At 45.9% G+C, this 14,017-nt stretch carries 13 protein-coding genes; 9 read left to right on the top strand and 4 right to left on the bottom strand.

Features of this window, described 5'->3' with window-relative positions; translation table 11 throughout:
* Positions 1–49: 49 nt before the first annotated feature.
* The 3 genes from hemG (at position 50) to SSED_RS19800 (ending at position 2,332) form a co-directional block, all read left to right on the top strand.
* On the top strand, positions 50–571 hold the full coding sequence (hemG, locus tag SSED_RS19810; RefSeq protein WP_041421825.1) for a menaquinone-dependent protoporphyrinogen IX dehydrogenase: 522 nt from the start codon (positions 50–52) through the stop codon (positions 569–571).
* A 98-nt stretch (positions 572–669) separates the two neighbouring features.
* Positions 670–1,206, top strand: coding sequence for a cytochrome b/b6 domain-containing protein (locus SSED_RS19805; protein WP_012144123.1), 537 nt, complete (start codon positions 670–672; stop codon positions 1,204–1,206).
* A gap of 76 nt (positions 1,207–1,282) precedes the next feature.
* A complete protein-coding gene (locus SSED_RS19800) occupies positions 1,283–2,332 on the top strand; it encodes a glycosyltransferase family 4 protein (RefSeq protein ID WP_012144122.1) in 1,050 nt (349 codons plus the stop codon).
* 88 nt (positions 2,333–2,420) lie between these two features.
* Here the strand turns inward: SSED_RS19800 and SSED_RS19795 are convergent, their stop codons facing one another.
* The 3 genes from SSED_RS19795 to nfsB all read right to left on the bottom strand — a co-directional run bounded on the left by SSED_RS19795 (position 2,421) and on the right by nfsB (position 4,722).
* Positions 2,421–3,083: a thiol:disulfide interchange protein DsbA/DsbL gene (locus SSED_RS19795; protein ID WP_041421823.1), complete on the bottom strand. Its 663-nt coding sequence runs from the start codon at positions 3,081–3,083 to the stop codon at positions 2,421–2,423.
* A 170-nt stretch (positions 3,084–3,253) separates the two neighbouring features.
* The gene (locus tag SSED_RS19790; protein WP_012144120.1) at positions 3,254–3,913 is read right to left on the bottom strand and encodes a DNA-J related domain-containing protein; all 660 of its coding nucleotides are present in this window, start codon (positions 3,911–3,913) and stop codon (positions 3,254–3,256) included.
* 155 nt (positions 3,914–4,068) lie between these two features.
* Complete coding sequence (gene nfsB, locus SSED_RS19785) at positions 4,069–4,722, bottom strand: oxygen-insensitive NAD(P)H nitroreductase (RefSeq protein ID WP_012144119.1); 654 nt, start codon at positions 4,720–4,722, stop codon at positions 4,069–4,071.
* A gap of 519 nt (positions 4,723–5,241) precedes the next feature.
* On the opposite strand from nfsB, the gene SSED_RS19780 reads away from it, so the two are divergent.
* The gene (locus SSED_RS19780; protein WP_012144118.1) at positions 5,242–6,891 is read left to right on the top strand and encodes a CHASE domain-containing protein; all 1,650 of its coding nucleotides are present in this window, start codon (positions 5,242–5,244) and stop codon (positions 6,889–6,891) included.
* A gap of 161 nt (positions 6,892–7,052) precedes the next feature.
* Complete coding sequence (locus tag SSED_RS23770) at positions 7,053–8,693, top strand: diguanylate cyclase domain-containing protein (protein WP_012144117.1); 1,641 nt, start codon at positions 7,053–7,055, stop codon at positions 8,691–8,693.
* A gap of 304 nt (positions 8,694–8,997) precedes the next feature.
* On the opposite strand, the gene SSED_RS19770 is transcribed toward SSED_RS23770, so the two are convergent.
* Positions 8,998–10,260: a lipopolysaccharide biosynthesis protein gene (locus SSED_RS19770; RefSeq protein ID WP_012144116.1), complete on the bottom strand. Its 1,263-nt coding sequence runs from the start codon at positions 10,258–10,260 to the stop codon at positions 8,998–9,000.
* Between the two features lie 246 nt (positions 10,261–10,506).
* Here SSED_RS19770 and SSED_RS19765 point away from each other — a divergent pair, with 246 nt between their 5' ends.
* The 4 genes from SSED_RS19765 to SSED_RS19750 all read left to right on the top strand — a co-directional run bounded on the left by SSED_RS19765 (position 10,507) and on the right by SSED_RS19750 (position 13,924).
* Positions 10,507–11,583: an endonuclease/exonuclease/phosphatase family protein gene (locus tag SSED_RS19765; protein ID WP_049772182.1), complete on the top strand. Its 1,077-nt coding sequence runs from the start codon at positions 10,507–10,509 to the stop codon at positions 11,581–11,583.
* A gap of 21 nt (positions 11,584–11,604) precedes the next feature.
* Positions 11,605–12,516, top strand: a complete 912-nt coding sequence (locus SSED_RS19760; protein WP_012144114.1) for a hypothetical protein — start codon at positions 11,605–11,607, stop codon at positions 12,514–12,516.
* Between the two features lie 343 nt (positions 12,517–12,859).
* The gene (locus tag SSED_RS19755; protein ID WP_041421821.1) at positions 12,860–13,063 is read left to right on the top strand and encodes a hypothetical protein; all 204 of its coding nucleotides are present in this window, start codon (positions 12,860–12,862) and stop codon (positions 13,061–13,063) included.
* A 372-nt stretch (positions 13,064–13,435) separates the two neighbouring features.
* Complete coding sequence (locus SSED_RS19750; protein ID WP_012144113.1) at positions 13,436–13,924, top strand: hypothetical protein; 489 nt, start codon at positions 13,436–13,438, stop codon at positions 13,922–13,924.
* The last annotated feature ends 93 nt before the right edge of the window (positions 13,925–14,017 follow it).

Here is a 14,017-nt window from a genome sequence, read left to right as displayed (position 1 = left end):
TATCTTATTATTATAGCTGTCAATTATTATCAAGTTTCAAGAGGTGCTGGTGAGCAACATCTTAATTATCTACTCAAGTGTGCATGGTCAGACGCGTAAGATCTGTGAATATTTAGAGCAACAACTTGAGGCTGTTGGAAATACTGTGACTGCATCGAGTATCGATGACGTACCCGATTTGGCGGTATTCGACAAGGTAATCTTAGGTGCAAGCATCCGTAACGGTAAGCACAACCCATCCGTTTATGAGTTTATATCTCACAATCGTGTTATGTTGGAACAGAAGGTCACCAGCTTCTTCTCGGTTAATCTGGTGGCGCGCAAGCCGGCGAAAAATACCGTAGAGACCAACCCATATACCAAGGCGTTTCTCGAGAAAACAGATTGGCGTCCTACTTTGCTGAAAGTTGTTGCAGGTAATATAGATTATCAAGGTTACGGTGCAATGGATCGTAATATTATTCGTTTCATCATGTGGATCACCAAAGGTCCTACCGATGCCAACACTAAGATTGAGTATACCGACTGGGCTAAGGTTGAGACATACGCTCAAGAGTTTCACGCACTTTAACTGAGCGGCCAACTCCAGAGTATTTACGCCCCTTTAAAAAGGGGCTGCGCGGGTATCAGCTTCATCACATTCTATTTCGCTCATTCATGAGGCATCATATGTCTAAGCCTGCATCTGCAATTACAAAGTTATTCGCTAAGTTAAATGAGCTTCAGCACCTATTCATCATCATCTTATCGGCTTATCTCATCATAACCAGTGGTTGGATCTTAATTGGTCGTAGCTTGAGAGCAAGCGCCTCCTTCTGGGATCTGGCCCATGTTTATCTGGGGCTCATAACGGCCATCTTCTCTTTCACCTTTCTGCTCTCTAATAGCTTGAAGGGGAAGTGGCGTCAGTACTTTCCCTGGCTGAAGGGCGATTTCTCGCAATTAAAGAAAGACATTAGTGGGTTATTTAAAGGAAAGCTCCCCATTGCCGGTGGCAGTGGACTTTTTAGCTGGATCGAAGGTTTGGGAATGCTGGTGTTCGTTGGTGTAGGTTTTACCGGCGTGATCTGGTATTTTCTGCAGGGAACCCCGGATGCACTTTTATGGCGCGGCTACCATATTATGTTGGCTAAGAGCTTTATTGGTTTTATTGTGCTGCACATTGTCTTAGCGGGTCTACATCTATTAGACTTTATTCGAGATTGATCTACACTCTGTGGGTAAGCCATTAATTAGGCTATATTTCCTTTAGTACCTAGTACTTAGCGTCAGTGAGGTGCCTTTGCGACCGCAAGTGATCCATCTTGTCGATGATAGCAAATTGGGTGGCGTCAAGTTGGCGCTCGAGAGCCAGTCTGAATCAAGCCTGAAGCAGACGTTTGACTTTAAGATCTGTATCCTCAATCTACACTCCTGGTTTCCCAGACGCTACAGCGCAGATATTATCTGCCTGCACGCCGCCGCTTCCTGGCGAAAGCTACCCGGCCTCTGTCTGCTTCGTCTGGCCAACATTGGAACGCCACTCCTCTATCAAGAGCATCACTACAGTGAATACTTCGTTAAGCATAGAGTCGCCAAGTCCTGGCGCTTCTTGCTGATGCTGAGGCTCTGTTACCGATTAATGACTCGTGTACTGTCTGTGTCGGATGCACAAGCCAATTGGATGAAGAGGGAAAGGCTGACGAGTCAAGACAAGCTCATTGTGATGGGGCAGGCAAAGGATGTGACCCCGTTTTTGATGTTGTCGGCTAAGCCCATTGGTAGGCCTGTCGTACTCGGCGCCTATGGGCGCTTCGATTCCCAGAAGGGGTTTGATCTCCTGCTCGAGGCTATGACTCAACTTTCACCTGAAAAGGTTGAACTCAGGTTAGCAGGCGGGGGAGAGGAGTTAGAGGAGCTCGAAACAAAATGGGCGAACCTGCCCCATGTGCGCTTTGTCGGTGAGGTCCATGATGTGCCTCAATTCCTATCCGGATGTGATGCCGTAGTGATACCGTCACGCTGGGAACCTTTTGGTCTGACTTGCCAGGAGTCTTTAACCGCAGGAAAAACCATTATCACCAGTGGTGTCGATGGGCTCAATGAGCAGCTCGAGGAGATCGAATCATTGGGGCTGAATCGAACCGGGGACTTGATAAGGCTTGCCGAGCTGACCCCTGAAAAGATCGTTGAAGCGATCGATAAATTGATTGATCGCGCCGAAGCGCTGCTTGGTGACAACAAAGAGTCGAATGCGTCACTGGGCTTGAGTCGTCAAGCAAGACAGATAGTGGCGGCGCGTTGGCCGGTATTACTCGAAAAGTGGCGTGAGGTGTTGAGTAAGCATCTATGAAGGCTGAAATCGCCCATAAAAAAGGCTCCTTCGGGAGCCTTTATTGAATTCAGTACGCTGAAATCTACTTTAAATATACCGATTGGTATTATTTATGCTCAACGGCCAAGTAGTTGATAAGGTCGATAAGTTCACCCAGAGTACGGACCTGTCCCATATTGACGGCGTATTTATCGTTGACGATAAATGCCGGAACACTTTGAATGCGAAACTCTCTTTGCTGTACGCGCCATAGATCAATTTTGTCGTTCACGGCTTTGCTGTCGGCGATAGCATCATATTTGCTGACATCGAAACCCTTGTCGGCAAAGACCTTCTTGATATCGTCTCGATTGTTCAGCTCAGGCTTCTCATGGGCACTATGGTCGTGATCATGGCTATGACCATTGGCGCCTTCATCTCCCTGAATGGCGGCGAACATAGCATGAGTCATCTTATCACCCGCATCCAGCTCCTGAATGACGGCCAATGAACGCATGACTTCGGTACCAATTTCGCTATTCATAAAGTCAACGTGCTTGCTATCGAACTTCACGTTTTTATTTAAGTTAGCCTTGATATCGCCAAGGTACTGGGTTTCCATGTTGAAGCAGTTATGGCAATAAAAAGAGTAAAACTCAGTAAGCTTAGGCTGGGCACTCGGTGCTTTATCAGAAACTTGAGTAAAATGCTTACCTTCTACAAATTGTGCGGCAAAGCTGCTCAATGGTGCAACGGCTAATGTTAATGCTAGTGCAATATGTTTAATCAATCTTTTGTCCTCAAAAGTGACCCGCGGCTCGATCAAATATCGCAAGAGCCTGCAAAGGTGCCTGAAAAATTCAGCTAAATTTAGCATAGAAGCTTAAGCTTAATTATGACTGAATTTACAACAGGAAACAGGCCTACTAATGTGACTTAGGTTGGGGTTTGAGGGAGATTTTAATATTTCTCTCTTAAAGCTTGCCAGGCTTCACACACTTTTCGAAATTGAGCCGCATTGCCATCGGGACGGTCAGGGTGCCACTTCAGTGCCAGTTTACGCCACTGGCGCCGCACTTCCCTGTCTGTGGCATTCATATCCAGCTCGAATACGGCCAGCGCCTGACCCTTATGCATCAAGTTTGGGTTGGTACCGATATAATCTTCATAACGGTTCCAGAAGGACTCGAGCATCTCTTGTATGATATTGGGACAGGTATCGTAGTTAATCCAGTTAAGGTAATACTCTCTCAGTGCATCATCTTCTCTGAGGCTGGAATCTAAATTTCTGGGGATGATTCGAAATATTTGGATCTCCATCGCCTTAACCTGGAGCCAGTGTTGTGGCAATAGCATAGCCTGGAGCTCAAACAGGGCGTTCATCAACAGAAAATTGCGCTTGAAGAGGGCTTTTTGTTGATCCTCATCGAGATCTTGCATCAAGCCTTTATTTTGTAATTCGGATGCCAGGTGATGGACTTTCCAGCTCTTATTTGAGGTCTGTAGTAAGCTGAGTAGTGGCCAGATAAGGGGGTTATCACCTTTGATAACAGAGATATCGGCTACCGATGTCGAATCAGAAAGGGCCGGGAGCGTCGTTGAATTTTTGGCAAAAAGCATACTCAGAATCCATCCTCAACTGGCGATTACTCTCATTGAAAGAAGTAACATTAAACAGACTATGACACAGAGGATTAGGAATACAAGTGGGCAGAGTGATTGCCCCTACAGATAACTCATGTAGGAGCACATGGGGATGTTTATACCTATTGGTATTATATCTCGGTGAAGAGTTGCTCCTGTGGCAGCCTGGACTTAGGTAGTTTTGCATTAAAGTCATCTTCTGCCTTGTAACCCAGAGCTACGATGACTGAAGCGCAATAACCTTGTTCTCTTAATCCCAGCACCTGGTTAAGTATAGTCGCATCGAAACCCTCGATGGGGCATGCATCGACATCTATCACGCTGGCACCCAGCAGCAGGTTTCCGAGCGCCAGATACACCTGTTTTTCCATCCATTGTTGAGCGTCTTTTAACTCATACCTGTGCATGTTTACAAAAAAGGAGCGACCATTGTGTTGCCCCTGTTTCGCCTCCTCATCGCTGAATCGACCATCTTTCTCCTCCTGCTCCAGAACCGCTGACAAGTGTTGATCATCCATAAGCACTTTCGTACACAGCACCAAAACATGTGATGCATTGAGCAGCTTTTGGGTGTTAAAGCCAAAGTTCACCGTCGATTCGGCAATTGTGGCCTTACCCTCTTCAGATGACGCCAGCACAAAATGCCAGGGTTGAGAGTTGGTAGATGAGGGGCTGTATTGAAGCAGCGTCTTAATCTCTTCGATTTTGTCTGCAGCGATCTTTTTGGTCGGATCGAATGCCTTGGTGGTATAACGCTTTTTGGTCAGGTAGCTTAGTTCGCTCATTTACAATCTCCATTGGATAGCTGCGAGGTGGAAAACAGTTATTCTACTCTCCAACTTTATATAAACAATATCGATAATCGGCGTATTAGTTTCAATTTATTTTTGATAATTGGTCTTCGCAACTCCAGAGCAGATTCAATGATAAATTGCTGCTCTTCAGACTCGTTATAGGGCAGTTCCTCCTTAACAGTGTCAGACGAAGATCTTCCTCCTATACCCCAGTGATAGCGGAGTATTGAGGCTGGCTGTATTCATCTATCTGGTAGATGCTTGAAGCTAATCGCTATTCCATGTTTATGGAGACAAATACCGGCGAAATCTCACGCTGGCGTGGGATAGGTTCAAACGATTATCATTTGATTTCCCCTCTTTTGGAACTAAGCTCAATGAATAAGGCGTTGCCATCGTTTCGATACGTGAGTCGATGGATTTCATCTGCTGCAGAGGAGACGAGAGTGAATCCAAGCTTCACCGTTCTAAAGAATGCACCCATTTTAGGAAGGCTACAGTGCCTTAGTCATGCCCATATCTAACTCCTATACGCGTTATATTATCTTATTCTCAGTATCGATTGGCATACTGCTTTCCGGGTTGATTGGCTACAGCTTTTATCAGAAAGAGACGCAGGCCATTGAGGCTGATTTCAGAAGCGATGTTGATGATAAAGCATCAGCCTTAGAGCGTGAACTCTTGCTGAAATCAGAAGTGTTATATGCACTTAAGGGCTTGTTCGACAGTTCTGAAAATGTCACGGCACAAGAGTTTAACAGGCTGGCGAGTGGTTTCTTAATTCGGCATCAGGACATTCAGGCACTTGAGTGGATCCCTAAGGTTATTCAGGATCACAGAGATGCCTATGAACAGGCTGGTAGACGCATGCATCCGGATTTTGAATTTACAGAGCGCGAGTCTCAAGGTCGTATGGTCCGGGCCTCAGAGCGCGCCGTATATTTCCCTGTCTACTATGCGGAGCCTCTGAAGGGGAATGAAGTGGCTCTGGGCTTCGATCTCGCTTCTGATGAAAAAAGACTAAAAATAATCAATAAATCAAGAGACTTAGATCTGTCTCTGGCAACAGAAAGTATCAGATTGGTTCAAGAGACCTCAGATCAACGAGGGGTGCTTGTTTTTATGCCTATCTATGACGGTGAACCTACTACGCTGAAAAAGCGTCGAGAAAAATTTTTGGGGTTTGTGCTTGGCGTGTATCGAATTGGTGAAATATTTGAAGCCGCGGTTAGGCATACCAGTGTACAAGGACTCAACCTGAGTCTGATTGATAATACCGGTATCGAGGCGGCTCAACTCTATGCCAACTTTTCCACCGACCAAGCTCAAGGTATGGCATCAGTTGAATTTAACTACAGCAAGCCTTTACGCCGTTTCGGTGGACGACAATGGACGCTTGTGGCCACTCCTAGCTTAGGCTATGTCGTCGAACGCAGAAGCTTACTGCCCTTGATGAGCGGCAGCTTCTGTATCTTGTTTGTACTGCTTGTCGGCGCCTATCTCTATGCTGTCATGAAACATTCGGTTCTTATTGAGGCCGAAGTGTTTGAACGTACCCAAGCTTTGCATAAAGCTAAGCAGGCATTGAAGGATACAGCTCTTATCGATGGACTGACCAAGGTGGCTAATCGTCGGCAATTTGATGCTCAATATGAGACCGAATGGTTGAGGGCTATTCGCGATGGCAGCTCGTTGTCGTTAATCATGATAGAGGTTGATCATTTCAAGTTATACAAGGCGCATTATGGTGACAGTGCGGGCGATCAGTGTTTAAAGGATGTGGTAAAGGAAATCTCGAATACATCGAGCAGAAACTCCGATCTGGTGGCCAGATACAGTGGAGAACAGCTTGCCATCTTGTTGCCCAATACAGAAGAGCCCGCTATTTTGGCCGATAAATGTCTCTCGAATGTAGAAAAACTGTATATCCCCCATGAAGACTCGCCGGTTTCCGAATATGTCACCATTAGTCTCGGGGTTATGACTATCATTCCGACTCAAAGGTGTGACCCCGATGATTTTATCTCAAAGACAATAGCCGCTCTTATGGAGGCAAAGGAGTCCGGTAGAAATAGAGTATTTGTTGGTGATAAGGCCATCCAGGCTAATCAAGGCGAGATTATCGATTTCAAATCCCCCAAGGGTCATTCTCCGGAATAACCCACTTTATCACGCTGTAAAACTAGTACTTTTTTATGATTTGTTAATATCGCTTAGGCGAATAACATTTCGTTTTAATGTGAAAAAAATGTTAACTCCTAACTCTTCTCTCGTGTAAACTGTAGATTAAATGCCTGTTTTCATGGATACAATTTCACGGTATGAATTTTTTTTCAAAGTACATTCTCTTAACCGCTATCTTGATAGGCTTAAGCCTTTCGGGCTATATGGGAAAAAGTTTCTATGAAGAAGAGACTAAGGCAATTGAGCAGGACTTTCACAAGGACGTCGATGATAAAGCGGCAGCCTTAGAGAGGGAGTTACTGCTCAATATTGAGGTGCTTTTTGCCATTAAAGGGCTCTTTGATAGCTCAGATGAGGTAAGTTCAGCCGAATTTAACCGAATTGCCCAAAGCTTTCTTGCCAGACATCAGGATATTCAGGCCTTGGAGTGGGCGCCAAAAGTGCTCGAGAATCAAAGGCTGGCCTATGTGGATTCGAGACGCGCCGAGTTTCCCGATTTTGAAATTACCGAGGTTGGTCCCCAAGGCATGATCCGCGCCCTCGACAGGGACAGCTACTTCCCCGTCTCCTACGTTGCGCCAATCGCCGGTAACGAGGTGGTCCTGGGATTCGATCTCTCCTCCAGCGATAAAAGAGTCGAGACTTTGGAGAAGGCGCGAGATCTGGATCAGTCGGTAGCGTCGCCCGGCATAAGCCTGCTTCAATATCACTCGAATCAAAAAGGGATCCGCATCTTTGTACCCATATACACGGGGGAGCCCACTACGGTATTTAAACGTCGTGACCAGCTTCGTGGATATGTGCTGGGTGTTTATCGTATCGGTGACATGTTTGATAGTGCGATCAAGCGAACCTTGGCTCATGGAATCTACTTCTCCCTGGAGGATAGGACATCAAATAGCGACAGCAGCCTCTATTCAAACTTTCCAGCGGCGCTCTCCCTGAATTCATCGCAGCAAACCTTCGCCTATGAAAAGTCGCTGACTCGGTTTAGTGGTAGACAGTGGACGATTGTTGCCGTTCCCAGTACGGGCTATGTCGTTGAGCGAAGAGGTAAATTGCCCTATATGATAGCGATATTCGGAGGACTCTTTGTCTTGCTGGGGGCATCCTATATCTATGCGATTTTAAGGCGTTCGGAGCTGATTGAAAGTGAGGTCGAGCAGAGAACCCATGATCTCAATGAAGCCAAACGTAAGCTGGAAGAGCTTTCTCAAACCGATGGATTAACTAAAATTCCTAACAGACGCTGCTTCGATGAGACCCTGCAAGCATTGTGGCAAAAAGCGATAAGAGAGGAGTCAAAAATTGGCTTGATGATGATAGATATCGACCATTTTAAACTTTACAACGATACCTATGGCCATCTCGCCGGCGATCAATGCTTACGTGAAGTCGCCCAGGCATTAAGTCAGACGCTGAATCTGAATACCGATCTTGTGGCCCGTTATGGGGGTGAAGAGTTTGTCGTGTTACTGCCTGATACCCGAGACTGCCTCTCTCCTGCAAAACGTTGCCAATATAATATCGAACGTCTGGGTCTTCCCCATAACAGCTCACTGACCAGTGAGTTTATTACCGTCAGTATTGGCGTTGCCAGTATCTCACCGACTCAAGATTCGGATCTTGTAGATCTGACGACTCAGGCAGATCTGGCCTTGTATGAAGCTAAGAATTCCGGTCGAAATCGTGTCTGTTTCTTTAAACCTAAGCCGGTAGATATTTCCACTATCAGCCATAAAGAAAATCATAAAACCTGTGCTGTTTCGCATCAATGATGAACTTTTCAAAACTTGTGTGATTTACAACTAGGTCGCGGTGGCGCACTTGTCACCGCGCTTTATACCAAGCTGTATAAGAAAGTGATCTACTCAGAGTGTTTTTGGCAAACTAATTCAAGGCGAATGGATGAGGGAATGGTGCTCCCTTCTGAAGTCATTCAACACAGAAGTAGGCAGCCAAAAACACTCCTGAAAGGCGAGTTTTAGCGCATCCGATGCGGTGTTAACGAGCTTAAACGTAGAATAACTATGTTCTTCACTCGTTGCCTTGCCTCTGAAACGCTAAATTCTCGCTGAGCGATCACATCTTTATACTGCTTGGTATTGATATCTGTCTCTCGACTATGCTGGATAAGATGAACATCAACAGATAGCCACTTCCCAGAGCCAAGATCACCGCAACGACATTATCTGTGATCCGACTGTAAATATAGTAGCTGCCAATTAACGCCAGGATCCCGCTGATCCTGATGATCAAACTCTGAGTAAACAGGCCATGAGCCTTGATAAATGCTAACTGATAGGCATTGAGCATCATAAACACGAAGAACATGGAGAAATGCATCAAGACGGGGGCAGCCTTGCTGTATTGCGGTGGGAATACCCAGCTCACTATCTCATGACTAAAGCAGAGCATAAGCGTAAAGAAGCCGGCACCTATAATAACGGCAAGCTTATATACCCAGCGCTTTATCTGTTTTATCTGTTCAAGGTCATTTTTACGCACGCAGACTGCGAGTTCCGGGAAAACAAATCGGTATATCGGGAAGACAAATAACAGGGTCAGATAAGCGATGATAGGCCGGACAACAACCTGAAAGTCACCTAGCTCATCTATGCTGAAATGGCCTATGGTCATCAGGACGGTGATATAGATCATCAATATGCTTGCCCCGGCCTCGAGTGAAGCGGTAAAGCTTTTCTTCACGAAGTTGCGTAGGCCTGGGTCCAAATTTACCGAGGCCAGAGGCGTGGTCGCAATCTGTTTACGTCTATTGAAAAACATAAAGCCCGCCATCGCGATAGAGGAGAGCATTAAGCTGAAAAATAGCGAAGCGATGGCGGACTGTTGTAGCAGGTAGAAACAGGTCAGAAAGATCATCACCTGACTTAGGGGCTCCAGCCAGGTCACCCTGTTGGAGATGGTATACATACGGTACATGGCAATTTGGTTGGTAAAATAGACTTTAAACCCCATCCCTAAGATGATCCCGACTAAGTGAAAATATTCCACATCGATATGTAATCTATGCTTTATGTAAGGCAGCACGACTCCCCAGGTGAGCAGTACCATAGCGATTAAGCTATAGCGAAAGATATTGGTGATATCTCTATCATTTTGAGTCTGGGAATAGCTCACCACCATGGAGGAGCGAAAACCTGTCATCAGGATCAGCGACAAGGAGACGATATCGACGACGGTGTGATAGAGCGCGAGATCCTCTTTGGCAACCCACTGTGCTAACCAAATTTTAAATCCAAAACCAATCGTTATACTCACGAGCGTAGCCCATATCCCGGCAATAAAAGCCCGCTTTACTCGTTCGATTGAGGTGACTTGCATGGTGGTCCTTGATGAGTGAGAAGTAAAAAGTAAGAGTTGAGAGGGAAAAGAGGTTTCAATCCTAACGTGCAATGAATAGGGTCAACAGCGTCACAGTGCAAAGATGTGACCGGAGTTCCCTCCTTGAAATCTTTATCATCTGCAGGGAACTTTTGTTATGCCTGAGTTCGTCATCTAGTGTTATTAGTGGCATTTCATTGTAATCTAGCCCTATTAATCAGTTGTGATCGAATAGAAGGTTTCAGCTTGCAAAGTCAATCGACCAATGGCTCAGATGCGTCAGAGCTTATCAAGATAGCCACCTTCAACCTGTTCAACTTCATTGAGCCGCCAGGTGCATTTTATGAATTTGAAAATATTTACACTCAGGAGCAGTGGCAGAAGAAACTGGATTGGATCGCGACTTACATTAATGAGCACCAGCCCGACGTCATTGGATTTCAGGAGGTCTTTACCCCCGACGCGCTGGCGCAATTAACCCAGCGTTGCGGTCTGGAGTACTTTGCCGTGTTAGATACCCCCGAGGTTGTCGATGACTTTATCTATAGTAAGCCCGTCGTCGCTTTAGCATCGCGTTATCCCATCACTGAGGTTCACAATGTCACCGTGGGTGATGGCTGGGCATCCATGATGGGGCTGCAGGATGACTTTGGTTTCAGCCGAAAGCCGCTGAGGGTGACTATCTCTCTGCCCAAATTAGGGTCCTGTGACTGTTACGTCGTCCACTTTAAATCCAAGCGTCCGCTTTTCGATGCTCAAGAGCTTAACGGGCTGACGACTCCCTCCGCGGATTCTTCTGGCGGAAATGTTGGCCAGCTCCTCTCCATAGAGGCTCTGGCTCAGTGGGGTTCGAGCATACAAAGAGGCTGTGAGGCTGCGCTGCTGCGTTATTCTATGGTCGAGCGCCGCACTCAAACGGGCAACCCCATGGTATTAATGGGAGACTTTAATGATATTTTGAGTGACGGAGTACTCGCCTCTTTGACCTCTGTCGATACCCGGATTAAACCCGACCCTCTGCTGGGGGAGGTTGAACACCAACTGCGAGACCATAGGCTTAAAGATGCCTATGAGCTTTATCAATCGAGTCAGTACAGCCTCTCCTGTCAACAACGGCCTGCAACACATTATTACTTTGCTAAAGGCTCTGTGCTGGATTACATCTTGCTTTCGAGTGAGTTTGATATAAAAAATAGTCGCAGTTTGGCAGAGGTCGGAAGGTATGAAACCTATGACAGGCACCTCATCAACCCTAGGTTTGAGCGGGATAGCCAGAGTACTGACCACGCTCCGGTGATGATAACCATCTCAATTCGACACTAATTTATTTGGATTCTCGACATTATGCTTGATGCCATTTGTATGTTTGATGAAGATGAACCTGTCACCTATTCGGTGTTTAAGTTTCAAAAGCTCAGCGATGCGGATATCGAACGGTACCGGCAATCTCTTATCTGCCCGCAGTGTCATGGGAAAGCCTATTATCGTAAGGCGTCGCTGGACGGTAAAGCCGCCTGTTTCGGCTCCCGCTATCATCAGGCGAACTGCAAAGAGTTTAAACCTTCACAGGCTAAAGCCAGGGAGGAGCAAGATGCCATCGAAGTTAATCAGCTGGTGGTCGATAGTGACGCCTTGATCATCGACTTCACTAAGCGCCCCTCTATTCATGCACCTAAGGCTGGTGCCAAACCTGTCTCTAAGGAAAAGTCGCTACAAGCTGAATCGGGGCCGAATGTGGGTGAGGAAAGAGAGGTTGTAGACTCTTATAAAGTCGATGTAGAGAGTGCCAAAGACGACATAAGTAAGACGAGTTTACCTGACGACAAGCGAGTTTCAACGCAGGGGCTGGAGAAGCTTCTTCACAGCTTGCTCAGAGGCAGCGAACTGGCTGAGTCAGAGCTTTGGGTGTATACCGATGATAAGTATCGTTGGCGAGCAAAAAATCTCTTCGTAAACTTTGCCGATGCGGAGCCGACAGAAAATGGCGCGCCACGTATGTATTGGGGCACCGTATCCCATATAGATAAGTCGATGCAGTGGCTGAACCCCTCAGATAGTCGGGATGTCGGCATACCTATAGAGGAGTTTCAGGGGAGTTTATTCGAGAGGTTCAATATTAAAGATCGCCGGGATATCGAAGGGGCGGGCATCATCCTTTTTGGTAAATGTTTCTTGAATAAGGATAAAACGAGAAAGATCATTCAGCTGTGGGGAAAAGACATCAGCCGGGTATTTATCTCTAAGCTTGATGATTAAGTTATCCGGCAGCGTTTGATTTGGCAAAATGAAAACTCATCTGCAAAAGAGAGTGGCAAAATGAGAAACTTTGTCGCTGGCCTTATTCCTGGTCTGATTCGACATGAGGAGCCTGCCACTTATTCGGCCCGATTCTTCATCAAAGGTTTAATGCTCAACTCCTCTCAATAAAAACAGCCGCTTATCCCGGCTTATTTCTCATCTTCCCATACCGTTTGTAGGCAACAGTCGAGAGGCGAGCTGTCGTTTGACCCGCTTGGCATAGTAAATGCTTTTATCTGGATACTGGTTAGCATTCACAAGCTCCGCCTGAAGTGCTAATGAATAACCCGAGGAACTGAATATGTCTTATACAGCACCAATGCCAAAGCAGCTTAACTTTACGGTTAACCAACACCTCTATCAAACCTCTAACCACTATCGTTGCAGAGTAGACTACGTCATTAAGTTATTAGGGAGTAAAGAGATGGCCGCCAATCATCAATCCCTTAACTATAGGGCGGATATCATTAATGAAGAGAAAGACTTTGTGCTTGGATATAACTAAATCTCGATCATGAAAAGTCGAGGGACGAGGAATAGAGGAGCAAAGCGAAGATTTTTAGAGCTGGTAAGTCGAGCATATTTTGCCGATTTGTTGCTTAAAACAGAGGAATAATCTGTTAATTCCAATTCCCTCATTACTCATGCTTATCATCCTGACTATCGGTAGTGATTAGCTCTTTTGCTCGCGCTGTTGTTGTGAGTTAACCTATTGGACTGTAAAGCTAAAACCCCTCATTATTTAAAACCAACTCTGGATATTTACTACTCATTGAGCTACCTTGGTCGGCAATATTTTTGAACGTCAGTCGATAGGATTTAGCTTTTACCGGCGCGGGTCTATCTTGAGTCGATTATGGTTCACCATGGAGAGTCTATGCCTTCAAGTTTAGTCAAGCTTGCCGTCACCACCTGTACCCTTTTAGCTATCGGTAGTGGGATAGGGATCAGCGCATATCTTAATTCTGGGCATAGTGAAAATCATGACCATCTACTGCCTTTGGTTATCGGCTCTTGGGTCAAGATCCCTGGTTTTTGTGAAGGAAAAACGGTTTACCTCGACCAGATGGACATAGTGAATAAGCAGTCGATGATCATGAAGGGAGAAACTCTGGAGATCGTTAACTTTCAGTTGACCAATACCTCTCCCATAAATCTGACCTGTGAGCCCATAGGCGAGGTGGAGCTGTTTGCTCAAACCTCATTTATTGCCGACAAGTTTTCCCGTTTTTATGTCGGGAAAGTTTCGGGCTATACCGTGATGAAAGAGGTAAGCCCAACCGGAGACTTGTGGTTCAAATTAGACATCCGACTGCAAAAGAAACTACAAGCGATGAACAAAATGAATAATCGAGCAAGAATATAACTCTTGTGTCCGTTCTTGTTTCTATGAGCGGACAAATCAGATAGTCACCAATATCCAGCTTCATCTATTCCTCATACTCTTTCGGTCATTCGC

This window comes from Shewanella sediminis HAW-EB3, from assembly GCF_000018025.1.
Classification (GTDB): domain Bacteria; phylum Pseudomonadota; class Gammaproteobacteria; order Enterobacterales; family Shewanellaceae; genus Shewanella; species Shewanella sediminis.
The sequence above is the reverse complement of the archived record's forward strand: the minus strand, read 5'-3'. Positions and strand labels throughout refer to the sequence as shown.

Coding starts and splice junctions, on each gene's coding strand:
- SSED_RS19805 (WP_012144123.1), top strand. CDS start 670: ATGTCTAAGCCTGCATCTGCAATTACAAAGTTATTCGCTAAGTTAAAT.
- SSED_RS19780 (WP_012144118.1), top strand. CDS start 5,242: ATGCCCATATCTAACTCCTATACGCGTTATATTATCTTATTCTCAGTA.
- SSED_RS23770 (WP_012144117.1), top strand. CDS start 7,053: ATGAATTTTTTTTCAAAGTACATTCTCTTAACCGCTATCTTGATAGGC.
- SSED_RS19755 (WP_041421821.1), top strand. CDS start 12,860: ATGTCTTATACAGCACCAATGCCAAAGCAGCTTAACTTTACGGTTAAC.
- nfsB (WP_012144119.1), bottom strand. CDS start 4,722: ATGAGCGAACTAAGCTACCTGACCAAAAAGCGTTATACCACCAAGGCA.
- SSED_RS19760 (WP_012144114.1), top strand. CDS start 11,605: ATGCTTGATGCCATTTGTATGTTTGATGAAGATGAACCTGTCACCTAT.
- SSED_RS19770 (WP_012144116.1), bottom strand. CDS start 10,260: ATGCAAGTCACCTCAATCGAACGAGTAAAGCGGGCTTTTATTGCCGGG.
- SSED_RS19750 (WP_012144113.1), top strand. CDS start 13,436: ATGCCTTCAAGTTTAGTCAAGCTTGCCGTCACCACCTGTACCCTTTTA.
- SSED_RS19790 (WP_012144120.1), bottom strand. CDS start 3,913: ATGCTTTTTGCCAAAAATTCAACGACGCTCCCGGCCCTTTCTGATTCG.